Here is a 25,662-nt window from a genome sequence, read left to right on the forward strand (position 1 = left end):
TTCACGTTTTATCCAGCGTTGCTGTGTAGTTAAATTTAGTGCATACGTAATTTGGGTGATGTGCGGCGTTCAACCCCACATTGCACTCAACTCAACATTGCGCGCAACCCCACGTGTTCAACCCCACATTACCGATGCAAGCAGCACTAATCACGACTACTAGCAGCACTAATCACGGCACCCCAAGCTTTCCCGCGTCTCAATGCCTGTAATTGGATTGGTGCCGGAGGCACGATCGCAGAGTTGCTTGACAACGTAGCGATCGACAATGGCATCGGTAAAGTCGGCATTCGTGACATCCGCTTCATCCATCATGGTCAGCGTCATGGTTGCCCCGGTTAAAACCGCGTTGCGTAGATTGGCTTTATAGAATGTGACGCGATCGAGTAAAGCATCCGTCAAGTCGGTATCACTTAAGTCAGCACCTAACAAATTGGCTTTCGTAAACATTGCCCCTTTGAGGTTCGCTCCTTGAAACTTGGCATTACGTAACTCTGCACTGACAAATACCGCCCCTTGCAGATCTTCCTTGGAAAAATCGCGCCCCGTTAAGTCCGTACTGGAATAATTAATCGTTTTGGATTGGGCCAAGGCAACGGCTCTGCCATCGAGCAACACTAGGGCGATCGCCAACAGGACAATGACTCCCCCAATCAATAGCCGAGCAACCCAATTCCGCCCAGAAAAAACGCCTAGGCTCCAAAAAGAGTTGTTGCTAGAAAAAACACTAGAAAAAATGCCAGTGGAAGCGTCAGTGCGAGACATCGTGGCCCTCAGAACATAGCTGCTTCCATTATGGCGGGAATTGTGGACTTCCTGGGGTGTTGCCCGATCGGCTTACTGGGGATTGGCGGATTTGGCGGCAGGGTTGGCCGATGGCTTCTGGCGATTCCAGTCATCCCCGATGCGTAGGGTCAAGTCAGATTCCAAGTCCCCCGTTGAACTGGCCTCCACAGAGCCTAGGTGCAGCATTTTCTTCAGCATTTCCGCCGATTCCAATTGGCCTCCCTGGACAATGATTTGGGTTTGTTTTTGGGTTTCTGACCAGGGTTCGATCGCAAAGACATTGGTATAGCCCAATTGCAGCAATTCACCCACCACCTCTTGACCTGCATTGGGGTTACTGGAAGCATTTTGTACGGCAATGCGTAGGCTGGCGATCGAGGTTTCTTCAGCAGTGCTGCTGCCTTGGTCAAAGTACTGCTTCATGACCCGATCGCGGCCTGCTTCGTTCATGATCCAGTAGCTGGCCCGAAATTCGTTGGGGGCACTAAATCGTCCGGGTAGCATCACCATCTTGACGTTTTTCTGATCCAACTTGAGGCCGAAGTTGACCAAGGCCAGCATTTCCTCAAAGCTGAGATTCGTATCAATATACTTTTGCATCGTGCTCAAAATTCCGGGCACGCGGGGAAAGACCATCGGTGAACTCACCTGCGATCGCAGTGCCTTCAGTAAGGTCTGCTGCCGTTGCACCCGGCCAATGTCGCCAAAGCTATCGTGGCGGAACCGGGCAAATTGCTCCGCTTGGTTGCCATCCAGGGTTTGCCAGCCTTTCTTGAGATCGATGAAAAGCTTCTGGGTTTTGTCCTGGTAGGACATATCTTCCGGAACGTACACCTTGACGCCCCCCAGTTGATCCACCAGTTCCTTAAAGGCATCGGTGCTGACCCGCACGTAGCGATCGACTTCAATGTTATTCAGGGTTTGGTTGACGACCTGTTTAGCGAGGGCTGGCCCACCACTGGCGTTGGCTTGGTTGATTTTGGTAACGCCAATGCCCGGAATATCCACTTGGGTATCGCGGGGAATTGACAACAAGTTGACCGTTTGCTGCACCGGATCAATCCGCAGGAGCAGCATCGTATCGCTACGGCCAGAAAAAATCTCGTCGCTGCCTTCCTTGGCATCGGGCACGCGATCGATCCCCATCACCAGCACAGTTACAGGTCGAGTAATTTGGTACTGAAAGCCGCTCTTAATCAGATCGCCCAGTAGGCGCTGTCCTTCTTGGGGCGGGATGGCTCCTGGGAGAGGCATCGTAACGGCTAAAAAAGATCCAGCCCCCGCCGCAACCACGGCAGTCAGCACTAACGATAGCCCTTGGGCGACGGATTGGATCAGGGGTGAGCGCCATTTTGGAACCACAGTCACCTGGTCAGCTTGCCGGGAAAAGGGGCTAGAATTGCCTGGGTTGGCAGGAGATGGGGATGATGAATGGTTCGTCAATGGTTTCACAAGCCTCACACTACGTTGGAAAAGATTGAGCGTATCCGGCGTATCTGTCTAACGTATCGATCCGTCTCAGGTCTCTAGCTGTTTTAAGGTTTCTAACCGTCTGACCTATCTAGAAAGCCTTTCGAGAAAGTCTCTGTAAGCAAGTTTTTGCCAACAAGTCTTTACAAGCAAGTCTTTGCCAACAAGTCTTTGCCGGACATCTCTCACCGAGCAACCCTGTCAATCCTAACGAATTTCTTAAGGACTATCCTGAACCTTGAAATCCGATCTTTTCAACAGTGTTTTTGCCTGTAAAGCAAATTCCCTGACTAGAGTCATTCATCCGGACAACGAGCAAGACGGGATTTCGGCGGGAAAGTTTCTGCCAGACTGGGCAGAGTGCAAACTGGGTAGAGTGCAAACTGGGTCAAGTCCAACGGCCTAGGTTGCAGGCCATGGAACCTAGGAAATGACGGTTGTCACCCCTCAAGGCAGATAACCTACCACGATCGGGAACCCTGAACGACGGGGCTTGGGTAAATTACCCAGGGTCTTCACAGCTCGGAATCGATCATTCACAGATCATTCACTGGAACCCTAGAAACTGTCGGCAAAAAAATTTGTCCACGCTGCTAGTAATTTTTCCACAATCTTTATGCATCCTTTATGCATCGATCGTAAGATGCGGAAACCTAGGAAGAGTTGTCAAAGATCCCAGGTGTTTACTAGGCACTCGATCGAGTCTTCACTAAGATAGGGGCGAATTGAGGGGGGCGAATCCTGACTGCTCTGAAATCTTGGGGATGGTAAATCTATAGAGAGATGCTCCATCCACTGCTGACCCCCGTTCTGGGTTGTAGGCTGTCTGTGTCCCGTAATCCTGCCCCGTTGACAAACCTTGCACCGTACCGTTGATTAACTATGACCCAACCCCTGATTTCCGTAATTTTGGCTGGTGGTAAGGGGGAGCGCTTTTGGCCCCTGAGTCGCAAGCATCGCCCTAAGCAGTTCCTCAGCCTGGATGGCAGCGGTGAAAGCCTCCTCCAAACCACTGCCCAGCGTTTACTCAAGCCGGCCCAAGGCTGGGAAAACCTCTGGGTGATTACGGCCTCTCACCTGGCAGATGCTGTGCGGGCGCAGTTACCGGATTTGCCTCCCGAAAATCTGTTGGTGGAACCGGAAGGACGGGATACAGCTCCAGCGGTGGCCTGGAGTACATTAGAAGTGGCCAAACGCTACGGGGATCAAGCTGTGGTGGGGTTTTTCCCAGCGGATCATTGGATTGATGATGCCGATCGCTTTGCGGAAACCCTGCTGGCTGCCCAACATTTAGCACTCCAAGAGTCAGCGATCGTCACCTTGGGGATCCAACCCACCTATGCGTCAACGGGTTACGGCTACATCGAGCAAGGCAAAGCGATCGCCCAGTACGAGGCAGCAACGGGCAATACCTATCCCGCTAGCCAAGTGGTGCGCTTTACCGAAAAACCCGATCGAACTACCGCTGAAGACTTCATCCAGCAAGGCTGCTTTAGCTGGAATGCGGGCATGTTTGTCTTTCAGGCCAAAACCGCGCTGCAAGAGCTGCGCCAGCACGCCCCTGAAATTTTGGAACCGCTGGAGGCGCAGGGGACTGCTGCCTATGGCGAAGTCCCGAAAAAAAGTATTGATTATGCCTTGATGGAAAAAACCCAGCGGGCTTGTGTGTTACCCGTCACCTTTGGTTGGGATGACCTCGGGGATTGGGGGGCGATCGAACGACTGCTGAAAAGTGACAATCCCAATGTCGAGTTAGCGCAGCATGTGGGTTTAGATACTCGGGGGGCCTTGTTCTACGCCACTCAAGAGGATGACCTGATTGTGACGATCGGTCTGGAAGATACGGTGATTGTGCGGGATGGCAAAGTAACGTTGATCGTGAAAAAGGATCGCACCCAGGAAATCAAATCCGTGTTGAAGACCTTGCAGGGCAATCCCGCCTATCAAGATTTTCTGTAGAGTGCTTTTAAGGGCGTCGGATTGACAAAGACCACCCCAAATCGGTATGTAATGTAAGGCCATGCGCGGTAACGGGCATGGTTTTTTGTTGTTAAGATGAACCGCCGAAGAAAAAATAACTCGCTGTTTAGAATGTTAAATAAAACAGAATAAACATGAGTTGTCGGTTGGCTTGCTCCCCTTTTGTGGGATTTTAGGTCTTGGTCTTACCCCGATACAGGACATCATTTATACCTTGGGGTTTATTCAACACTTGCCTTATGACTTTTGAAGGAACCGCTCAATCGACCTTTGCGATCACCACACCGCTCTACTACGTCAACGATTTGCCCCACATTGGCAGTGCCTATCCAACGATGGCGGCGGATGCGATCGCGCGATTTCAGCGGCTTCGCGGCTATGACGTTCGCTTCATCACAGGCAGCGACGAGCATGGCCAAAAGATTCAACGGACGGCGGAAAGTCTCGGACGCACCCCCCAGGCCCATTGTGACCAGATTGTCCAAGGCTTTGATTCCCTCTGGAAGCTGTTAAATATTCGCTACGATCGCTTCATCCGCACCACCGAATCCCGCCATGCCGCTATCGTGCGGGAATTTTTCCAACGGGTGTGGGATAACGGCGATATTTACCTCAGCCAACAAAAGGGCTGGTATTGTGTTTCCTGCGAAGAATTTAAAGACGAAAAAGAACTGCTGGACGGTCATCGCTGCCCGATTCACGTCAACAAAGAAGTGGAATGGCGGGATGAAGAGAACTATTTCTTTCGCTTATCCAAATACCAGGATGCGTTGGAAAAACTCTATGCTGAACGGCCCGAGTTTATCCAGCCGGAAACCCGCCGCAACGAAGTCCTCAGCTTTGTCAAACAAGGGCTGCGGGACTTTTCCATTTCCCGCGTCAACTTTGACTGGGGATTTCCCGTCCCCGCTGATCCCCACCACATCATTTACGTCTGGTTCGATGCACTGCTGGGCTACATTACGGCTCTGTTGGATGATGCCGATGAACCCACCTTGGAGAACGCCTTAAAACACTGGTGGCCCATCCATACCCACATCATTGGCAAAGATATCCTGCGGTTCCATGCTGTGTACTGGCCTGCGATGTTGATGTCAGCGGGATTGCCCCTACCCCACCGCGTCTTTGGTCATGGATTCATCATTCGCGATGGGGTCAAGATTGGCAAAAGCACAGGCAACGCGATCGATCCCGTGGGCTTGACCGAGCGCTACGGAGCCGATGCCATGCGCTATTACTTCCTCAAGGAGCTGAAATTTGGCCAAGATGGGAGCTTTGAAGAAGTTCGGTTTGTCAACACGCTAAATGCAGATTTGGCTGATAATTTAGGTAACTTATTGAACCGAACCCTCAAGCTTGCGGTAAAAAATTGTCAGGGCGCAGTACCCGATCTCAACGGAGCAACGGTTACAACAGACAATCCTCTGAAGTTAGAAGGTCAAGATTTGTGCGATCGCGTGACAGCGGCCTACGAAGCCTTGGCATTTCATGACGCCTGTGAAGCAATTCTCAACCTCGTTCGGCTGGGAAATCGCTATATTGATGATCAAGCACCATGGAAACTCTATAAGTCTGGTGAAAGAGAAAAAGCGGATCAAGTGCTCTATGTAGTTCTGGAATCGGTTCGATTAGCCGCTTATCTCTTGTCGCCCATTACACCCAGTATCAGCACCGCCGTATATCAACAATTAGGATATTCGGTTGACTTTAGTGAAACTCCCTTAATAGATGTGTCGATCGACTACTCGACCCATGGAACATGGGGAATACTGACAGATAAACAACCCCTTGGTGATCCCAAACCAGTCTTCCAGAAGCTCGAATTGCCAGATGTAGCCGCGAAGGGTGATGCTAGCGGTTAACTCAGGAGGTTCCCTATGCGACAGGAAGTGGTGCTTTCTCTCATCATGGTTATGGTTACGAAGCATCAGATGACTCGCATAAAAATTGAGGTATAGAAACTGTGTTGAGCAATAATGTTCACCCTGAAGGAGAGATTATGTTCTCTCCAGAACAGGTTCTCGAAAATCGAGGTCGAGTAGCTATCTTTATCGATGGCTCCAACCTGTTTTACGCAGCGCTTCAACTTGGCATTGAAATTGATTACACAAAGTTGCTCTGCCGCCTGACGGCAGGGTCGCGACTCTTAAGATCGTTTTTCTACACCGGAGTCGATCGCACCAATGAAAAGCAGCAGGGTTTTCTGCTGTGGATGCGTCGCAATGGCTACCGGGTGATTTCAAAGGATTTAGTACAACTACCCGATGGATCCAAGAAGGCTAACTTGGATGTGGAAATCGCCGTAGACATGATGTCGTTGGTCGGCTCCTACGATACGGCGGTGCTGGTCAGTGGCGATGGGGATCTGGCCTATGCCGTCAATGCCGTTAGCTATCGTGGCGTGCGGGTAGAAGTGGTCAGCCTGCGATCAATGACCAGTGACAGTTTGATTAACGTGGCCGATCGCTACATTGATTTGGACACCATCAAGGAAGACATCCAGAAAACCCCTCGCAGCTATACCTATCGCCCGCTGTCTGGCATGGGCATCGCGGAAGAAGAAGGTGTGATGTAATTTCTGGATTGGCTCAGAACCGGGCATCGGCCCGTGATAGGAGATTCTGACCGGGGATTGAGCAAGGGGGTTGTGAAATAAATGGTGATCAGAGAGTTTGCTGTGGCTCCTAGGGGATGGCAGGGACTCTCTGATTCTGTTTTGAGGCTGGGGGGTTACAACCAATGGGCTGAACCCAGGAGTTGAACCCAGGAGTTAAACCCAGGGGTTGAACCAATGGGCTGAACCCAGGAGTTGAAACAGGGGTTGAAACCAATTGGGTAGAACAGCGTCTATTCTAAGGGAGGTGGCATTGGAGGAAGGACATTGAGAGGATCCCAGGTTTTATGCGGAGTCTTGGCAGGTGTGGTGCTGGTGGCGGGTTGCGCACCAGGGGGAAACCGAACTGCGGATAAGCTCCAAAAAGATGTGCGGGATGCCCAATCCTTTGATCCCAGCTTGACGTTTAACGATTTGACCTTGGAGCAGGCAGACGAGCAAGGCAAACTGCTCTGGAAAGTCAAGGCCAAGCAAGCCATCTACAGCCGAGATAAAAAAGTGGCGGCGGTGATTGCGCCCCAGGGCGAGTTCTATCAAGATGGCAAAGCGGTCTTTAAAATTTCCGGCGATCGCAGTGATGTGATTGAAGATGGCAAGTCGATCATCCTTAAGGGCAAGATCACGGCGGTCAATCTGAAGGATGGGGTGGAAATTAAGGGCAACGAGTTGGAATGGCGACCGTCGGAAGATGTGCTGTTGGTCAAAAATAAATTTACCGGCACCCACAAGCAACTAAATATTGCTGCTAACGAAGGAAAATTCTACAGCCGCAGCCGGAAGGCGCAGATGAAGGGGCAAATTGTGGCGGATGTGAAAAATCCCAAGCTACAACTCCGCAGTGAGCAGTTAACTTGGCTGTTGGCAGAGGAAAAAGTGACCGCCGATCGCCCCGTGCAAATCGATCGCTACCGCAGCAACAACCAGGTCGATCGGGCCACGGCGGACAAGGCAGAATACGACCTAAAAACCAAGATTGCCTCCCTGCAACAAAATTCCCAGGTGGTGATGGCGCAACCCGTTCTGCAAGCGAAAAGTAATGTGCTGACCTGGAATACCGATCTGCAAACCATTACCGCTCCCCAACCGATTAATGTGGTGAATGCCACGGATCAGGTGACGATTAGCGCCGATCGGGGGGAAATGAAGCTTCAGGAACAAATGGCATACCTCAACGGCAATGTGCGGGGGGTGAGTCAGAAAAATCAGGCCAATGTGGGGGCAGATCGGCTGACCTGGAATTTAGCGACCCAGGAATTTGAGGCCGATGGCAACGTGACCTACCAGCAGGCCAATCCGGTGTTTAACCTGGTGGGATCCCAGGCGCGGGGACGGTTGCAGGATCAGCAGGTGGTGGTGACGGGTGGCCCCGCCAGTAGCGATAACCGCGTCGTCACGGAAATTATTCCCAGCACGCTCAAGCAGAATTAATCGACTTCCGGTGCCTGTTGCTGTACCCATTGCCGAAAAGCCTTCAATGCCTGACGACGCACCTCTTGGGCGCAGCGATCGAGAAATTGGGGGAGAACTGCTGCGATCGGAAAGTTGGGAAAATGAAGACTGGTTTGGACTGCTTGATATTTGCCATCCTGGAGTTGGTAGATGCGGAGTTGGCCCTGCTCCAACTGGCATAATCAGCCCCCGGACAATAGCTCTGTCCGATCGCGGCTGCCTAATTTCGCTACGGAAGCATTCGGGATGGGGCTGGGTTGCAGGCTCGCCGATCGCTGGGTGGGCTTGCCCCAGTAGGCTTGCAGTTGTTGCAGTAGAACATCTTGCTGGTTACGCAGGGCTTCAATATTGGTTCCCCGGTTGATAATCGTGAACCAGACCAAGCCCCGATCGCGGGTCGGCAGAACCCCGGACAGGGCGCTAACTTCATTCAGGGTTCCGGTTTTGACCACGGAATTTTGGGGAATGGAGCGATCGATTAAGGTGCCAATGTCGGTGCCAGAAATGGGAAAGAGATCGGAAATTGTTAAGTTGTAAGTCTTGGCGTAGCGGGCTAAGGTCGTAAACAACGCTGTGACGCCGTGGGGGGTTAACCGATTGGGGGTGCCTAGGCCCGACCCATTTTCCAGCAGGATTTCGTCTGGACTGATTCCCGCTGCTGCTGCTGCCCGTTGCGCCGTGGCCTGTGCCCCTCCCATCAAGCGAGACAACCCTTCAGACATGGCGTTATTGCTGTAGACATTGATATTTTTAATCAGATAACGCAGGGGCAGAGATTTGCGCCGAAGCAACGGTTGACTGGCGGGAAGTTGGGGACTGTAAAGCACGGTGCCCGCGATCGCAACCTGGGGCTTGGCGGGCTGGGGTTTCATCTGGGCGTACTGGGCTTGAATGGCCTCTTGCCAAGCCTTGCTGTTGATCGCTTGTTTGAATAATGTGCCGGATTTCATGGCATCCAGTTCGAAGTTCATGCCAAAGTTGCCCGTGATCACCAGATTGCCTGTGACTTGGCGAATGCCCAATTGGTTGAGGGCGTTCCCGATCGCGATCGCCTCTTCCCACACCAGCATCGGATCGCCCCCCCCTTGGATAACTAGATCACCTTGGAGGACCCCATTTTGCACGGGGCCAGTGCTACCCACGAGCGTTTCAAACTGATGATCCGGCCCCCAGGTCGATAGGGCAGCAAGGGATGTGGCCACTTTGGTCAGGGAGGCTGCCGAGAGAGGGGTGGAGCCTTGGTGGTTGACCAGCAGCGATGGCCCAGCCTGTAACCACACTCCCTGCTCCTGGACGTTTAGCCCTTGGCTAGTCAAACCGTTGAGGTACCGCCGCACAATTTCTTCAGCCCCCGCATCGGCGTCGGGTAGCACGATCCAGGGTGCATCCTGCAACATCTCCACGCCCACAGCCTTGGGGACATCCATTGCCTTGAGGGTTAAGGGTTTAGAGTCCCCTAAAAACGGCAGGAGAAATAACAGAAAGCTTGTCTGGAGGCCAGGAAGCAGAAATTTCAGCATAGGGATAGGGATGGTTGGAGCCCGAGAAGGACGAAGGGGATGGGGAGACTAGCAACTCTGAGGAAGCAAGTCTATTAAACAACAAGATTGCACACTAGGATGAAACAACTAAGGTTAAATACTCATGAATAAAACCCAATATTGGGGCTCTTACCGGAAAATTTAAACTCTAGTAATCTGGACAAAATCAACAATCTTCACAAGTTAAGGTAAGCAGTAAATAACGGGGGCTGAGGCATAATCCAATGCATCCATTGGTGTCATTGATAGGAGAGATCCGTGCGGTTGCAGAAACCTATGGGGTGTCACGATCGCCCTTCTAAGGACTACAGACAATAGATTACAAAAATATCACAAAAGAAATATTACAAAAAATGTCGCAACCATCAGGCTGATATAGGTTGTCTATCACTAGCGTAATTCCGACAGAAAGGAGTCCTAGTGGCGTGCTGGGGGTGGTCTGATAGTCTTCTAGTAAGGCTAGGGCTAAAACAGGCTAGGGCTAATAACAGGCTAGGGCGCGATCGTCCCATCGGGCATGATTGCGCCCTGCAAGTCAGCATCCTTCAAAATCGTGCCCGTTAAATCTGCGTTTTGCAAATTGGCGTTGCGTAAGGTGGCTCGTCTGAGGTCAGCATAGCTGAGGTCGGCTCCGGTTAAATTGGCTCCGGTCAAATCTACCGCTGGTAAATCCCGTCCGACGGTGCGATGCATATTAGCGCGGCAAAACTTAGCCCCTGCAAGATCCGCATTGCAGAATAACACCCCGTGCAACGTGGCATAGCTCAGATCGGCCCCTTGCAAATTGGCGTTTTGAAAATCCGTAGGATGGGCGGTACTGGATTGCAAGTCAGCATCGTAGAGGATTGCGTTCACTAAACTGGCATGGCTCAACACTGCACCATTCAGGGTCGCTTTGCAGAGATTGGCCCCATCCAAACAAGCATTGACGAAATTTGCCCCACTCAGATCCGCTTCTCGCAGAATCGCCCCTTGTAAATTTGCGCCAGTTAAATTCGCTCCCCACAAAATGGCTTCACTTAAATCTGCGGACTGGAACCAGGCTTGGGTTAAGTCGGTTTTGCCCAGCCGCGCTTGACGCAAGTCCGATCGACTGAAATTTGCCCCTTGGAGGTTTAAATTTGTTAACTCGGCCTCTTGCAAATTGAGTTGCAAAAAGTCTCGTTCTCCACGGAGATAACAGGTAATCAGATCGGTTACGTTCATACACACACAGCGATACGCGGATTGATAGAACAATTCAAAAAACAATTCAATCGAGCAATGCCAGGATCAGCGTCACCAGTCTCCGTGCGTTACACGGATCTGTGCGCTACGAGTCTGATCCAGTGCTTATTCAGTAATACGTCAGGGAAATACGTCAGGGATTGCAGGTAAAGCCTATCACCAGACAGGATATCACCAACGATATAACAACGACATCACCAAGGAGTATAGCCAGAAGACCAACCCGCGTCTCTGGCTCAGCGAGCTGAGATTCATCGTTCCATGATAATTCACTGTTCTACTATATAGAGATATAGCGAATTTTGTTGAGAGACTTGAATAAAAATCTTGAGAAATCATTAACTCAGCCCTTCGATCGTGGGGATCTTCATTAAGATCGATAGAATATATTACCCGACGGTAGTATGTTAAGACTTGCTGTGTTTCGCTCCGGAGTCAATTCCTGTGTCTTCTACCGTGAACTCTGCGCAAAATCCATCTTCCACCCCTGGCGCTGCTGGTAAACACCATCAAATCGTGATTGTCGGCGGAGGAGCCGCAGGCATTACCGTTGCGGCGCAACTACTCAAGCAGTCCCGATCGCTGGATGTGGCGATCATTGAACCCTCGGCGAAGCATGATTACCAACCGGGGTGGACTCTTGTAGGGGGTGGCGTTGCGCCCCTGTCCGACTTTGTGCGGGATGAAAAAGCGGTGATCCCTCCTGGTGCAAAGTGGTTGCAAACGGCTGTGGCTAGCTTTGATCCCGCTCAAAATACCCTCACCACGATCGACGGCCAGCAGATTCACTACGATTACCTGGTGGTCTGTCCTGGGATTCAAATCAATTGGCATTTGATTAAAGGACTCAAGGAAGCCCTGGGCAAAGGCGGTGTCACGAGTAACTATTCCAAAGAGTTTGTCCCCTACACCTGGGAAACCATCCAAAATTTCAAAGGGGGCAACGCGATCTTCACCCACCCCGCTACGCCGATTAAATGTGGGGGCGCGCCGCAAAAAATTATGTATATGGCCGACGATGCCTTCAAAAATCGCGGTCTGGGCAGCAAAACTAACGTAACCTTCTGCATTGCTGGCCCCAAAATGTTCCCGATCGCGCCCTACTCGGCAACGTTGGATCAAGTGGTGGCTCGCCGGGGTATCACGCCAAAATTCCTGCATAACCTGAAGGAAATTAAAGCCGATACGAAGGAAGCGGTTTTTGATGTTACCTCTGCCGACGGCGTGCAGGAAGTCACCCTGCCCTACGACATGATCCATGTGACGCCGCCCATGAGTCCCCCCGACTTCATCAAGCAAAGCCCCCTCGCCAACGAAGCAGGCTGGGTCGATGTTCACAAACACACCTTGCAGCACAACCGCTACCCCAACGTCTTTTCCCTAGGGGATGCCTCCTCCCTGCCCACATCTAAGACCGCTGCTGCTGCCCGCAAACAAGCCCCTGTTCTGGTGCATAACCTGTTGGCGGTGATGAATTCCCAGTCCTGCGATGCCCAATACAACGGCTACACCTGCTGTCCGTTGATTACCGGCTACCAATCGGCCATGATGGCGGAATTTGACTACGACGGTAATTTAACTCCGTCCTTCCCCCTCGATCCCACCAAAGAGCGCTACATCATGTATCTAGCCAAGGTGCACGTTCTGCCCTGGCTCTACTGGAACCGCATGTTGGCGGGCGAAAGCTTTGAGGCCGATGTGTTTAAACCGCTGAAAAAGCTGGCGGGTTGGTAAGTGGTTGGCCGCACTCAGTTTAAGTATTTGGTAGCACTTAGTGGTTGGTAGCTCTTAGTTTTGGTAGCACTTAGTGGTTGGTAGCTCTTAGTTAAAGTTACCGGCTTCTTGCAGCCATTCTGTAGGGGGAAGACGGCGGTAGGTGCCATCTTTGCGGCTCATGAGTTGATAGCCAATCAATTCCCGACGCAGGGTAGCGCAGTCTTCGTGGTGCTGCTTGAGGATGGCGTTGATTTCTTTTTCGGAATAATCCCGATCGGGTTCAATTTTTTGGACTAACCATTTCAGCAAGACAAACCGCTTTTTGCGGGCTGCTGGAATTGTAAGAATGCGATCGTTTTCGACAAAGGCTTTCAGTACCGTTGTTTCCCAATCCTCTGGTTGCACCGATTGCGCCAGGGTTTTGAGTTGTTCGGAGGAGAGGAGGTCACGGCTGAGCAATTGAAGTTGTTCGGAGTTGAGCCGGTAGAGATGGGTATTGCCTTCGGGATTCAGCAGCACCAAGTTTAGAGACTTCAGCTTGGCGAGGTGGTGGGAGATGGTAGGCGCTTTGAGATGTAGCAGAGCGGCCATTTCTTCCACACTACATTCACGCTGGGCCAGTAGCCCTAGCAGTTTTAGTCGCGTTTCGTCGCTCAGGACTTTGAAGAAGTCCAGGAGGGTTTGTAGATTCTCAGGGGCCATGGGGCATTACCGGAAATACAGTTAATTAGATGCTTGTCTAATTAGAATTCTATCTAATTAGTTCCGGGAATGTCCACTCGATGAGGCTTGCACTCGATGAGGCTTGCACTCGATAAGGCTTGCAATAGTATTCCACCGTTTATAAGTGACAATGAAGGGATTGAGTGGGAGGCGGCTACATGGCGATCGAAAGTCTGCGTCGGAGTTGGAGCAATCCGTGCGGGACGAGCATCGGGCATAGACTACAAAGCGGGCATAGACTACAAAGATTGTGGCGTTTTGGTATTTGCTTGATCGCGCTCCTGGTAGGATTCTGGTTAAACCTCGCCCCTGCTCAAGCGTTGGACTATCCCCCGCCCCTGTCCTACAGCAACGCGGATTTAAAAGGCCAAAATTTTTCGGGTCAGGTTTTGCGCACGGCAGAGTTTTCCAATGCCAATTTGGAAGATGTCAACTTTAGCGCGGCGGATCTGCGCGGGGTCGTCATGAGTGCATCGGTGTTGACGGGCACCAATCTCCACGCAGCGAACTTAGGCAATGCCTTGATGGATCAGGTGAAGTTTAAGCAAACGGACTTGAGTGATGCCATTCTGACGGAAGCGATTCTCCTGCACTCCACCTTTGAAGCGATCGACATTACAGGGGCCGACTTCACCGATGCCATTTTGGATGGGGCACAGATTGCCAAGCTTTGCCAAATCGCAGCGGGCACCAATTCCATCACCGGGGTTAGTACTAGAGACTCCCTCGGCTGCCTGGATTAGGTGGCTCAGATTTCCACGGGGCCAGTACCTGTTTCCAATAACCTTTTCAGATACTCTTGCCTTTTCAGATACACTTTGTTAGTGAGCGAGGGAATTTGTGAGCTGGTGACTGAATTCTGGTGATCTGGGTCACTAGGTTTAAATCCTCTGGGTCAATCCTCTGCGATCGTTTGTTAACGCTTTCCGCCCATTCTGTCAGTCCCATGGTGAATTCCAATCCTGTTCAACAAACTGTACCGACTCAAGTACAACGGGTTGGAATCATTGGTGGAGGGCAATTAGCCTGGATGATGGCGGAGGCCGCGCAGAAATTAGGCATTGATCTGATTGTCCAGACGCCCCATCCCACCGATCCTGCTGTTACGATCGCGCGGGAATCGATTTTTGCCCCCGTCGCCGATGCAGAAGCCACAGCAACCTTGGCGCAACGCTGCGATGTGATTACCTTTGAAAACGAGTTTGTCGATCTGCCTAAGTTGAATCGACTAGCGCAGGAGGGCGTTATTTTTCGTCCCGGACTCAATTGCCTAACGCCCTTGCTGGACAAGTACCACCAGCGCTGTTTTCTGCGCCACCGGGACTTGCCGACCCCCGATTTTTCGCTGCTGCCCACTTCTCCCTATCCGCTGATTCCCAACCGCCTGCCCTGTGTGCTGAAAACGCGCCGCCTGGGCTACGACGGCTACGGCACCTTCATCGTTAAGACGGAGGATCAGTTTGAAGAGTTGATCTATAAAATTCCCGTCGATGCCCTGATGCTGGAAGAGTTTGTGCCCTTTACCCGCGAGTTGGCGGTGATGGCGGCCCGATCGCTCAGCGGGGAAGTGGTAGTCTATCCGATCGTGGAAACCCAGCAGGAAAACCAAGTCTGTCGGCGGGTGTTTGTGCCGACGGATCTGTTGCCACGGGTGGAACAGCAAGTCCACGCGATCGCCCAAACCATTCTGGAAAGCTTGCAGTATGTGGGGATCCTGGGGATCGAATTATTTCTGACAGAGGACGATCGGGTCTTGGTGAACGAGATTGCTCCCCGCACCCACAATTCCGGCCATTACACGTTGGATGCCTGCGAAGTCTCCCAGTTTGAACAACAGTTACGCGCGGTCTGTGGCTTGCCCTTGGGCAGTCCGGCGTTGAATTGTGCGGGGGCGGTGATGGTGAATCTGCTGGGCTTTGAAAGCTCCAGTGGTGACTATGCCCAACAACGCCAGCAGCTAGCGGCCATTCCTAACGCCCAGGTACATTGGTACGGCAAAACAGAATCTCGCCCAGGCCGCAAGTTGGGGCATGTTACGGTGCGGCTGTTCCAGGAAGAGAATTTAGCTGAGACCTCGATCGCCCTAGCCCAGGAAATTGAGCGCATTTGGTATCCTGACCAGGCCCCTGCTTGATCCCCCGTCGATACTGCTGCCTTCAGGTCAAACTAGCCAATCCCGACCTCCACCGTTTACAATACTGGAAGGTTCACGGCTACGTTGGTGACTGCCAATAATGTTTTTTGATCTATGTCTTTTCTTATAAGGGAACCTCACGGATCTTGCGGCAGTAGACTGAGCTTGTACTCAGAAACTTTATGCGAGATATAACGGTACCCACCTGGTTTAAGCCAGGTCTAAAACTGAGGTAAGACGGCGCAGCGGTGAACCCACTTAAGCAATTTGGTTCAGCCTTTGGCATTGGTATGCAAGACGCTGACGAAAGGTCAGCCTTTAGATCTCAACTGGATTCAGTTGAGTTTTTTAGTTTTTAGGCAAGTTGTTAAAACAATGTGAGTTCGATAGCTATTCGATAAATAAAAAAAGTCCTTCACAAATACCCTGGGCCTGGACGCAGAATTCACTTTCGGGGGGTGTCGGGGGAGTAGAGTCCCCTGACATAGCAGGGGCGCGGGGAGAAGTTCCCCGATCTTCGCTGCGCAGCAGCCCCGACGATCGCAACCTAGCACGAATCTATCGAACTCACCTTAAAACACGATCGCCATAGCGGGGATCGGTTGAATGGATGGCAAGAAAGATGGTCGCTCTCAGCAGGTTACGGTAAGGTTAAAAGTAACTCAACTTCTTCTGCGGGAAAGATTTCTCCATTGAACCTTTTGTCATTACCGATCGCTGCTCCTAGCGCTGTTTCTCGGGTTTGTTTAGACAACGGTTTGACCCTGATTCACCACCAAATGACTGCGACCGATGCGATCGCAGTGGATGTCTGGGTGAAGGCCGGTGCAATTTTGGAACCCGATGACGCTTCGGGCATGGCGCACTTTCTGGAACACATGATTTTTAAGGGCAGCGATCGCCTTCTGCCTGGAGACTTTGACGCCATTATTGAAAATCACGGTGGTACCACCAACGCCGCCACGGGGCAGGATTATGCTCACTTTTTCCTAGTTTGTGGGGCGCACGCCCTGGGGGAAACCCTGCCCTGCTTGGCGGAACTGCTCCTGAATGCAGCGATCCCCGACGAAGAATTTGAGCGGGAACGGGAGGTCGTATTTGAAGAAATGCGCCAAGCCTACGACAGCCCTGACTGGCTAGGCTTCCAAGCACTTCTGGAAACGGTGTATCAACGCCACGCCTATGGCCGATCGATTCTGGGAACGACGGAAACCTTGATGCGGATGACCCCGGAACGCCTGCGCCAGTTCCATCGATCGCGCTACCAGCCAGAGCATATGACGGTGGTGATCACAGGCAATCTCAGCCAAGCAGAGGCTATCCAAGCCGTCAGCCAAGCTTTCCACACCTTCCCAACGCCCACGCCCTTTGATCCCTACCAGCCCGATGCCGAACCGCCGATCGTGGGGATTCGCCGTCAGGTCTTGCAACTGCCCCAGGCAGAACAGGCGCGGCTGATGCTGGCTTGGATTGCACCGGGATCCCAATCGAAGCGCGATCGCTGGTCGGTGAAAGGTTTGGATCTCCTCTCTGTGCTGTTGACCGAGGGACGCACCTCGCGCCTCGTGCGGGAATTGCGGGAGGAACGCAATCTCGTGCTGGATGTCAGTGCCGCCGTTTCCATGCAGCAGGATTCCAGCATTTTTACGATTACGGCTTGGCTGGATCCCGAAGATTTAGATCGGGTAGAGGCCATCATCGGCGATCGACTCTCGGAGTTGACCCATGCGCCCATTACGCCCACGGAACTGAACCGAGCCAAGCGACTCATTTGTAACGACCACGCCTTTTCCTCGGAGTCGCCCAGCCAAATTGCCAGTCTCTACGGCTACAACCACACCTTGGCAGAACTGGAAGCAGCGCTGACCTATCCCGACGACATCCGATCGTTTGTTTCCGGCGATCTCTGTAATATTGCCAGTCAGTTCCTCTCGCCGTACCACTATGCAGCGGTGATTGTACGCCCGGAGTAGACCTGTCTAAGTCTGCAAACAAAAATCCCCGATCGTTCTTTTTGGAGAGATCGGGGATTTTATTGAATTGATTGACTGTAGCTGGGGCTCTGATCCCCCCTAACCCCCCTTCAAAAGGGGGGGATTTGATTCTAATCCCCTTTTTCTTGGCATAGCCTCTCCGCAGGAGATAGGGGGATTTAGGGGGATCGAATCCATTCGTTAAACGCTGCCAATCACAGCCACGGAGCTTACTTCACCGTAGGAGCGACTGTACTGACGATCGGCGCTTTCGCGATCGACGTCGCCGACGCATCTACGGGAGATTCCGCTACGGTCTTTGCCTTGGTCACCGCTTGCAACATCGGTGTCTTTGCCACAGCAGCATCGGAGAAGGCAAACAACGGATTGGACAGAATCCCCGCGATCGAAGTCGCTACCAGGGAAATAATCAGCCCCACTTGCAGCGGACGCATTCCTGGCAGATCCCAAGTCACCGGCGGGTAATTCTTCACCACTTCCGACATTTCCTGGGGTTCCTTGACCACCATCATCTTGACCACACGGATGTAGTAGTAGATGGAGATCACACTCGTGACCAAGCCCAGCAGCACTAAGCCATAGGCTCCCGCTTGCCAACCCGCCCAGAACAGGTACAACTTCCCAAAGAAGCCCACCAGCGGCGGAATGCCACCTAAGGACAGCAGACAAATCGACAACGCCAAGGTCAACAGCGGATCCTTTTGATACAGACCGGAGTACTCACTAATCTGATCCGTCCCTGTACGCAGCGAGAAGAGAATCACACAACTGAAAGCGCCTAGGTTCATGAACAGGTAAGCCAGCAGGTAGAAAATCATGCTGGAGTAGCCTGCATTGGTGCCAATCACCAACCCGATCATGATGAAACCCGCTTGACCGATCGACGAGTAGGCCAGCAGTCGCTTCATGCTGGTTTGCGCCAGGGCGACCACGTTGCCCAGTACCATACTCAAAATCGCCAAAGCGGTCATGACAAAGCGCCATTGTTCATCCACTAGGGGGAAGGCCGTCACCAACAAGCGGATTGCCAGGGCAAACCCGGCGGCCTTAGACCCCACGGACAGGAAGGCGACCACTGGCGTCGGCGATCCTTCGTAAACATCCGGCGTCCACTGGTGGAACGGCACCGCCGCGATCTTGAAGGCGATACCCGCGATCGCAAACACCAGGGCAATCACCAGACCGATCGACGATCCCAGATCCGCACTGGCAATGTGAGCCGCAATCTCGCCCAGCTTGGTTTGCCCACCGGACAAACCATAGAGCAGCGAAGACCCGTAGAGGAAAATCGCCGAACTGGAGGCCCCAATCAGCAAATATTTCAGCGCCGCTTCGTTCGATCGGGGATCGCGTTTGGTGTATCCCGTCAACAAATAAGAGGCAATACTCAACGTCTCCAACGAGACAAAAATCATGACTAACTCATCTGCGCCCGAGAGAAACATCCCCCCCAGCGTCGCGGTGAGTAGGATGGTGACAAACTCTGACAACGCCGTTCCCGACTGCTCGACATAGCGCACAGACATCAGGATGGTCACCGCTGCCGAAAGGGCAACGATCCCCCGGAAGGCGACACTCAGCGCGTCCCCATTAAAGCCACCCAGGAAAGAAATCGGATTCGCGACATTCCACTGTGTGGTGTAGAGCGCAACCACTGCCGCAAGAAGACCCGCGATCGCAACGTAGGGCGTCCACTTCGCGGAGTTAGTCCGTCCCACAATCAGATCGCCAACAATGACAATCATCAACGTGGTGATGACGATGCCTTCTGGCAGGATGACGCCCGCATTCAATTGACTGGCAAGGCTTGCAAAATCCATAGAACCGTCTCTAGGCTGCGTTAATCATAGCGGGAGAAATCTTAATTCTCCCCATTGGATTGTACCGTGCAATTTGATAGGAGATTTTGCCTATTCCAGCTTTTTCGGGGGCCGAACGATTCGAGATCGCTAGGGATCGCCATAGAGACTGCACCGATCGCGCCCATCTCCCACCCCAGTCGCACCCCTGTTTTGTAGGTGGATCATTGATTGAATCTGGGTGGGCGACTCCCTTATAGGGAAGTCCACCCAGCCCCGACAAGTTCCCCCGACAAGTTCACAAGTGCCAGTTCATAAGTGCCAGCGGACTGTTATATATAGATATCCAGATATAGATGTTTTAGAGATTCACTGTTCAAATATCCGCTACTAGCTGCTGCGAAACGTTTCCCCACTGGATTCTTGGATTGCATAGAAAGGTGGAAATTAGGGTGGCTAGTGGTACATCTACCCTCCGATCGGGGCACCATTCTTACAAAAACCTTGTAGTCACGGCGAAACTAACTCGTTATGGTTATAAGTTAAACAGGATGTGTTCGATCGGAACTTGGATCCAGCACGATTTTACTCTAGTCCACCTACCGCCGCTGTTCAGTCGGATTCCCATGTCCACCCTTGTCATTGTCGAGTCCCCCACCAAAGCCAAAACCATTCGGAACTATTTGCCGAAGGGCTACCTCGTTGAAGCGTCGATGGGGCACATTCGGGATTTGCCCCAGTCCACCAGCGATGTCCCCAAGGAGATTACCGACAAGCGGGTGCGGGAATTGGGGGTTGATATTCATTCAGATTTTGAGCCGATCTACCTCATTCCCGATGACAAAAAAAAGGTAGTCAAGGGACTCAAGGATGCACTGAAAGGCGTCGATGAACTCGTTCTGGCAACGGACGAAGACCGGGAAGGCGAAAGTATTTCCTGGCACCTGTTGCAAGTGCTGAAGCCCAAGGTGCCCGTCAAGCGTATGGTCTTCCACGAGATCACCCAGGAGGCCATCCAGGAGGCGATTCGCAACTGTCGCCAGGTGGACGAAAAGCTGGTGCGGGCCCAGGAAACCCGGCGGATCCTCGATCGCTTAGTGGGCTACACCCTCTCCCCCCTGCTCTGGAAAAAGATTGCCTATGGCCTCTCAGCGGGGCGGGTGCAATCCGTCGCCGTGCGGCTACTGGTGCAGCGGGAACGGCAACGCCAAGCCTTTAAACAAGGGTCCTATTGGGATCTCAAGGCGTTATTAGCGATCGCTGAAGATCAGACCAAGGGGAGCAAGCGTAAAAAGGGCAATGGCGAATTTGAGGCCAAGCTGATCACCCTCGGTGGCAAAAAGCTGGCGACGGGGGCAGATTTCGACGAAAATACTGGCCAAATCGCCAAGGGCAAAAAAGTTGTTCTACTCAATGAAGAAGAAGCCCGCGCCTTGCAAGCCCGTCTGACGGGTAAGCCCTGGACCGTTACTGACCTGGAAGAACGGCCCGTCACCCGTAAACCTTCGCCGCCCTTTACCACCTCCACCCTGCAACAGGAGGCTAACCGTAAGTTAGGACTCTCAGCGCGGGATGCCATGCGGACGGCGCAAAGCCTCTACGAAAACGGCTACATCACCTACATGCGGACGGACTCGGTGCACCTGTCCCAGCAGGCTATTTCCGCCGCGCGCAGTTGCGTGGAATCCATGTACGGCCAGGACTACCTCAGTCCCCAGCCCCGCCAGTACACCACTAAGGCCAAGGGAGCCCAGGAAGCCCACGAAGCCATCCGTCCGGCGGGTAGCAGCTTCCGTACACCCCAGGAGACGGGGTTATCCGGTCGGGAGTTCCAACTCTATGACCTGATCTGGAAGCGTACCGTGGCGACCCAGATGGCGGAAGCGCGACAAACCCAGATTTCCGTGACGATCCAGGTAGAGGATGCGGGATTCCGGGCCTCGGGTAAACGCATTGACTTTCCTGGCTTCTTCCGGGCTTACGTGGAAGGGTCGGACGATCCCGATGCGGCGATCGATAACCAAGAGGTGATTTTGCCCGCCATGAAGGTGGGGGATCACCCCGATTGCCACGGCTTGGATGCGATCGGCCACGAAACCCAACCCCCCGCCCGCTATACGGAAGCCTCCCTGGTCAAAATGCTGGAAAGTGAAGGCATTGGCCGACCCAGTACCTACGCCAGCATCATCGGCACAATTATCGATCGGGGCTATGTGCAATCGGCGGGTAACTCCCTGGTGCCAACCTTTACGGCCTTTGCCGTCACCTCGCTGTTGGAAAACCATTTCCCCGATCTGGTTGATACCAGCTTCACCGCCAAAATGGAGCGGACGCTGGATGATATTTCCACCGGGGAAGCGGCCTGGTTGCCCTATCTGAAGAATTTCTACATGGGTGAGTCGGGGTTAGATACCCAAGTCAAGGTGCGGGAGGGGGACATCGATCCCATCGCGGCTAAGACGGTTGAACTGGAGAACCTGGAAGCCAAAATTCGCATTGGCAAGTATGGGGCTTACCTGGAAGTCGATCGGGATGGGGAAACGGTCAAGGCTAACATTCCCAAGGGGCTGACTCCAGCGGATTTGGATCCAGACCAGGTGGAAGTCCTGCTGCGGCAGAAGACCGAGGGGCCGGATAAGCTGGGTCTCCATCCGGAAACCGGGGAACCGATTTTTGTTCTGATGGGCACCTATGGCCCCTACGTTCAGTTAGGGGAAGCAGTGGAAGGCAGCAAGGCTAAACCCAAGCGATCGTCCTTGCCGAAGGGGGTCACGCCGGAAAATATCACCTTGGAGCAAGCCGTTGGACTGCTCAGCCTCCCGCGGACCCTGGGGATGCACCCTGACACAGGTTGCAAGGTACAGGCTAGCCTGGGGCGCTTTGGCCCCTACGTGGTGCATGACCAGGGCAAAGAGGGCAAAGACTACCGATCGCTTAAGGGGGATGACGATCCGGTCACGATCACCCTGGAGCGGGCGTTAGAATTGCTGGCCCAGCCCAAGACCGTGCGGGGTAAACGGGCAGCGGCTAAACCCTTGCGGGAGATGGGTGCCCATCCCGAGGATGGAGAACCCGTGAATCTCTACGATGGCCCCTATGGGGTTTACATCAAGCATGGCAAGGTGAATGCGTCGTTGCCGGAAGGGCAGACGGTAGAGTCTGTGACGATGGAGATGGCGGTGGAAGCGTTGGCGGCCAAAGCAGCTAGCAAGAAGACGAGTAAGGCTTCGGCGAAGACTGCGGCCAAGAAGACGACTACCAAGAAAGCCACCACCACAGCTAAAAAGGCCACGACGAAAAAGACCACCACCAAGAAAACTAGTCCGAAGGCGAGTTAGCTGGCAAGTTAGCTTTAGCTGGCAAGTTAGCTTTTAGCTGGCAAGTTAGCTTAGGTGTGGTGTATCCCGATCGACCTGAGGGATCTGTCTAAACGATCGATCCTCCGGTCGATTGATGATCGTGACGCGGGGCTAGTGGCTGATTTGCTGGAGAAGTTGATCAATTAGACGCACCATTTGCTCGTTTTTTTGAGTTTGGGCAAGGAGTCTAGCTTGCTTAATGGCTGCTAGTCCTTCCTGAACTTGGCCACGATCGTAGAGCGTCTTACCCAGCCGAAAGTGCGCAGGTGCATAATTCGGATTAATCTCCAGGGCAAGGCGATATTCAAAGAGGCAGTCCTCGATATGACCTTGCTGGCAAAGAGCCCCAGCGAGATTATCATGGGCTATGAAATTGTTGGGATCGTGGCGAATGGCGTGCCGATATTCTGCAATCGCCTCTGTAATTTTGCCTTGTTGGAACAGGGCAAATCCACGGTTGTTGTAGGCGATGGTCATGTCTGGAGCAAGTTCGATCGCCTTGTCGTATTCTGCGATCGCCTCTGTCAGCTTGCCTTGCTTGAACAGGGCTAATCCCAGATTATTGTGAGCCATCACGTTACTCGGGTCCAGTCGGATGGCTTGGTGGTATTCCGCGATCGCCTCTTCCAGTTTGTCTTGGCCCGACAGCAACAATCCCAGGTTATTGTGGGCGGAAGCATCCTTGGGGTCAAGCCGAATGACTTGGCGATATTCGGCCATGGCCTCCTCTGTCTTCCCTTGGGTCGTCAGGATTAACGCCAGAGAACTGTGTGTATGGGCAAAATTTGGATAAATGCGAAGAGCTTGTTGGTAGGCTACCACCGCTTCCTCCAACTTGCCTTGCGTAAAGAAAGCAAAACCTAGGTTGTTGTAGGCAAAGGGATCGTTAGGAGTCAAACGGATGGCTTGGTGGTATTCCGCGATCGCTTCATCGACTTTGCCCTGGGCAAACAGCGTGAAGCCTAGATTGTTATGTACGGAGCCCTCCTTGGGATCTAAACGAATCGCTTGGCGATACTCCGCAATTGCGTCCTCTAGTTTGCCTTGGCCGAACAGAATAATTCCTAAGAAGCTATGGGTGTCTGCTAGGTTGGGTTCGAGGTGAATCGCTTGTCTCAGGGCCGCTTCTGCGCCAGCTAAATCACCATCCCCTAAGCGCTGTTGTCCTTGCTTTAGATAGTCCGCAGCAGAGGCCTGCGCAATCACGGCAGTCTGGGTAACAACAGAGAACTCCAAAGAGGACTCCAATGCGGGCCGCTGGAGCAGCCCATTGGTGGGAGTAAGGGCTAGTAGGGCAGGGTTGCCGAAGGGAAGATTGACTACGCCGATCGTGGCAGCCAGTAGGTATGGAAAAAGTGGTCGTGTACCCACATATCATCGCCTCCTTAGCATATCTGAAACTGAAATACTGGGTGCTGAAAGACTCGTCGTTGGAATGCTGTAGGGGAGATCCGATAACGGGAATAACAACGCTAAGTATCTTTTGACGACTGGGGTATATCTATATTCTACCTTCCATCCATCTCCACTCGTTTTCTGGATTCATTCTGGACGGATCATCTCCATTCCCAAGGACGGTTAAGCGATCTAGGATTTTTGGAAGAATATTAGACACAGAATCCTCTGCACTGAGGGTAGCCTTTAGGTGTAGGGTTTTAAGGTGTCATCATTGACGCACACAAATTCTGCACCTATTCACCCACAATTTGCGATCGCGCTTAACGCACAGGTTATGACTGGAGAAAATCTGCCTAATCAAACTTCCCCTGATCAAACTTCCCCTGATCAAACGCCCATTGATGCTGAAGCGTTACTGACAGCGATGCGACGCAAGCAAGGCACTTGGGTGGAATGGGCGGAAGCTTGCCAAGCCTTGCAGAAAGCGGGACAGACCGATCAAGCGATCTTTGAAGCCACGGGATTTGAACCGATTCAGCAGAATCAAATTATCGTTGCGATGCAGGTTTACAAATCCATTGTGCAAGTGGGCATTAATGATGCCACGCAGACCCATTTCGGGCAGCGGGCCAGTGATGTGTTGTATGAGTTCCGCATTCTGGCTCCTAGCGATCGGGCGACGGCGGCGGAATTTGCCTGCGATCGCAAAATTGACATGGATGAGGCGCGGGAAATTGCTAAGGCGATGAAGGACTTTACGCGCCTGAGCCAACCGCCTGCGGAATTTACCAGTCATCCCGGCGATATCATGGCCTATTTTGCTTGGCGGGCGGCGAAACAAAAGACGGATTTGCAGGCGCGATCGTTGCTGATTGCCAAGGGCTTGAAATATGCCCACAGTGTCACGGCGCGGCGGCAGGTGGAAGGGTTGCTGACGGATTTTTCGGCCAGTCCTGCCAAGGCCGCTCCCCGGTTACCCGTCTATCGCCTAGAGACCGATGAGGAGTTGCCCAGTGTGTTGCCAGTCGTGGGTGAAATGCCGTTGACGCTGGCGGATCTGCAAGCAGTCCCCCTCTATGAAACAGAGGAACCCTTTGGCATTGTCAAATTTTCTGGAACGGGGGCCTATGTGCCGGTTCCCGGTTGGCAGGTGATTCGCACGGCGTCCGATCCATTGGTGCTGTTGGCGATAAGTGATCAGTTGCCGACGCGCTTGCCGGGGAACGTGGAGCAGGTTTTGGTTGTGGTCGATCGGGCGCAGCGATCGTGGGATGCGGATAGTTATTTCGTGGTAGCGAATGAGGCCAACGAATTAGAAATCCAGTGGTTTGAGGAAGCTCCGGCGGGTTCGTTGCTGGGCCGGGTGATTCTGGTGATGCGTCCGAAGAAGATTTTGGATGAGAGCTATACGCAGGAACTTTGGCAGTTTGAGGAGTAGCTGTTTATGCCTACTTGGATCTACATTATACCCT

Annotated in this window: 18 protein-coding genes and 1 other RNA gene; 11 read left to right on the forward strand and 8 right to left on the reverse strand. The window is 52.7% G+C overall.

Translation table 11 applies throughout. The features are described 5' to 3' along the window. Positions 1–168: 168 nt before the first annotated feature. Both H6G21_RS16445 and H6G21_RS16450 read right to left on the reverse strand, forming a co-directional pair. Positions 169–765, reverse strand: a complete 597-nt coding sequence (locus tag H6G21_RS16445; protein WP_190574519.1) for a pentapeptide repeat-containing protein — start codon at positions 763–765, stop codon at positions 169–171. Between the two features lie 72 nt (positions 766–837). Next, complete coding sequence (locus tag H6G21_RS16450) at positions 838–2,154, reverse strand: LCP family protein (protein WP_347278034.1); 1,317 nt, start codon at positions 2,152–2,154, stop codon at positions 838–840. A gap of 984 nt (positions 2,155–3,138) precedes the next feature. On the opposite strand from H6G21_RS16450, the gene H6G21_RS16455 reads away from it, so the two are divergent. From H6G21_RS16455 to lptC, 4 genes are all read left to right on the forward strand, one after another. Continuing rightward, a complete protein-coding gene (locus H6G21_RS16455; protein ID WP_190574520.1) occupies positions 3,139–4,215 on the forward strand; it encodes a mannose-1-phosphate guanylyltransferase in 1,077 nt (358 codons plus the stop codon). Positions 4,216–4,475: 260 nt separating this feature from the next. Then, on the forward strand, positions 4,476–6,098 hold the full coding sequence (gene metG / locus H6G21_RS16460; protein ID WP_190574521.1) for a methionine--tRNA ligase: 1,623 nt from the start codon (positions 4,476–4,478) through the stop codon (positions 6,096–6,098). 137 nt (positions 6,099–6,235) lie between these two features. Next, the gene (locus H6G21_RS16465; RefSeq protein ID WP_190574522.1) at positions 6,236–6,811 is read left to right on the forward strand and encodes an NYN domain-containing protein; all 576 of its coding nucleotides are present in this window, start codon (positions 6,236–6,238) and stop codon (positions 6,809–6,811) included. Between the two features lie 306 nt (positions 6,812–7,117). Further along, positions 7,118–8,278, forward strand: a complete 1,161-nt coding sequence (lptC, locus tag H6G21_RS16470) for an LPS export ABC transporter periplasmic protein LptC (protein ID WP_190574523.1) — start codon at positions 7,118–7,120, stop codon at positions 8,276–8,278. On the opposite strand, the gene H6G21_RS16475 is transcribed toward lptC, so the two are convergent. The 3 genes from H6G21_RS16475 to H6G21_RS16485 form a co-directional block, all read right to left on the reverse strand. Then, positions 8,275–8,472: a hypothetical protein gene (locus H6G21_RS16475; protein ID WP_190574524.1), complete on the reverse strand. Its 198-nt coding sequence runs from the start codon at positions 8,470–8,472 to the stop codon at positions 8,275–8,277. The two genes, lptC and H6G21_RS16475, sit on opposite strands and share 4 nt — an antisense overlap. A gap of 9 nt (positions 8,473–8,481) precedes the next feature. Beyond that, on the reverse strand, positions 8,482–9,819 hold the full coding sequence (locus H6G21_RS16480) for a D-alanyl-D-alanine carboxypeptidase (RefSeq protein ID WP_190574525.1): 1,338 nt from the start codon (positions 9,817–9,819) through the stop codon (positions 8,482–8,484). 513 nt (positions 9,820–10,332) lie between these two features. Next, positions 10,333–11,046 (reverse strand): pentapeptide repeat-containing protein, encoded by a 714-nt coding sequence (locus tag H6G21_RS16485; RefSeq protein ID WP_190574526.1) that lies wholly within the window; start codon positions 11,044–11,046, stop codon positions 10,333–10,335. Between the two features lie 477 nt (positions 11,047–11,523). Between H6G21_RS16485 and H6G21_RS16490 the strand changes: the two genes are divergently transcribed. After that, on the forward strand, positions 11,524–12,801 hold the full coding sequence (locus tag H6G21_RS16490) for an FAD-dependent oxidoreductase (protein ID WP_190574602.1): 1,278 nt from the start codon (positions 11,524–11,526) through the stop codon (positions 12,799–12,801). A gap of 87 nt (positions 12,802–12,888) precedes the next feature. On the opposite strand, the gene H6G21_RS16495 is transcribed toward H6G21_RS16490, so the two are convergent. After that, complete coding sequence (locus H6G21_RS16495; RefSeq protein WP_190574527.1) at positions 12,889–13,485, reverse strand: metalloregulator ArsR/SmtB family transcription factor; 597 nt, start codon at positions 13,483–13,485, stop codon at positions 12,889–12,891. Between the two features lie 290 nt (positions 13,486–13,775). Between H6G21_RS16495 and H6G21_RS16500 the strand changes: the two genes are divergently transcribed. The 4 genes from H6G21_RS16500 (at position 13,776) to H6G21_RS16515 (ending at position 17,613) form a co-directional block, all read left to right on the forward strand. Further along, positions 13,776–14,249, forward strand: coding sequence for a pentapeptide repeat-containing protein (locus tag H6G21_RS16500; protein ID WP_242041885.1), 474 nt, complete (start codon positions 13,776–13,778; stop codon positions 14,247–14,249). 203 nt (positions 14,250–14,452) lie between these two features. Further along, the gene (locus H6G21_RS16505) at positions 14,453–15,640 is read left to right on the forward strand and encodes a 5-(carboxyamino)imidazole ribonucleotide synthase (protein ID WP_190574529.1); all 1,188 of its coding nucleotides are present in this window, start codon (positions 14,453–14,455) and stop codon (positions 15,638–15,640) included. Positions 15,641–15,710: 70 nt separating this feature from the next. Next, positions 15,711–15,896: non-coding RNA, 6S RNA (ssrS, locus tag H6G21_RS16510), on the forward strand. A 436-nt stretch (positions 15,897–16,332) separates the two neighbouring features. Next, entirely contained in the window at positions 16,333–17,613 is a 1,281-nt protein-coding gene (locus tag H6G21_RS16515; protein WP_242041886.1) for a pitrilysin family protein, read from the forward strand. Between the two features lie 230 nt (positions 17,614–17,843). Here H6G21_RS16515 and H6G21_RS16520 read toward each other — a convergent pair whose 3' ends face one another. Continuing rightward, complete coding sequence (locus H6G21_RS16520; RefSeq protein WP_190574530.1) at positions 17,844–19,454, reverse strand: NAD(P)H-quinone oxidoreductase subunit N; 1,611 nt, start codon at positions 19,452–19,454, stop codon at positions 17,844–17,846. A gap of 605 nt (positions 19,455–20,059) precedes the next feature. Between H6G21_RS16520 and topA the strand changes: the two genes are divergently transcribed. Then, positions 20,060–22,771 carry a type I DNA topoisomerase gene (topA, locus tag H6G21_RS16525; RefSeq protein WP_190574604.1) on the forward strand — a complete coding sequence of 904 codons (2,712 nt, stop codon included), beginning with the start codon at positions 20,060–20,062 and terminating at the stop codon, positions 22,769–22,771. A gap of 132 nt (positions 22,772–22,903) precedes the next feature. Here the strand turns inward: topA and H6G21_RS16530 are convergent, their stop codons facing one another. Beyond that, positions 22,904–24,163, reverse strand: a complete 1,260-nt coding sequence (locus H6G21_RS16530; RefSeq protein WP_190574531.1) for a tetratricopeptide repeat protein — start codon at positions 24,161–24,163, stop codon at positions 22,904–22,906. Between the two features lie 361 nt (positions 24,164–24,524). Here H6G21_RS16530 and H6G21_RS16535 point away from each other — a divergent pair, with 361 nt between their 5' ends. Beyond that, positions 24,525–25,628 carry a RuBisCO accumulation factor 1 gene (locus H6G21_RS16535; protein ID WP_190574605.1) on the forward strand — a complete coding sequence of 368 codons (1,104 nt, stop codon included), beginning with the start codon at positions 24,525–24,527 and terminating at the stop codon, positions 25,626–25,628. Positions 25,629–25,662 lie beyond the last annotated feature (34 nt).

This window comes from Alkalinema sp. FACHB-956 (assembly GCF_014697025.1).
Lineage (GTDB): Bacteria > Cyanobacteriota > Cyanobacteriia > Leptolyngbyales > Leptolyngbyaceae > Alkalinema.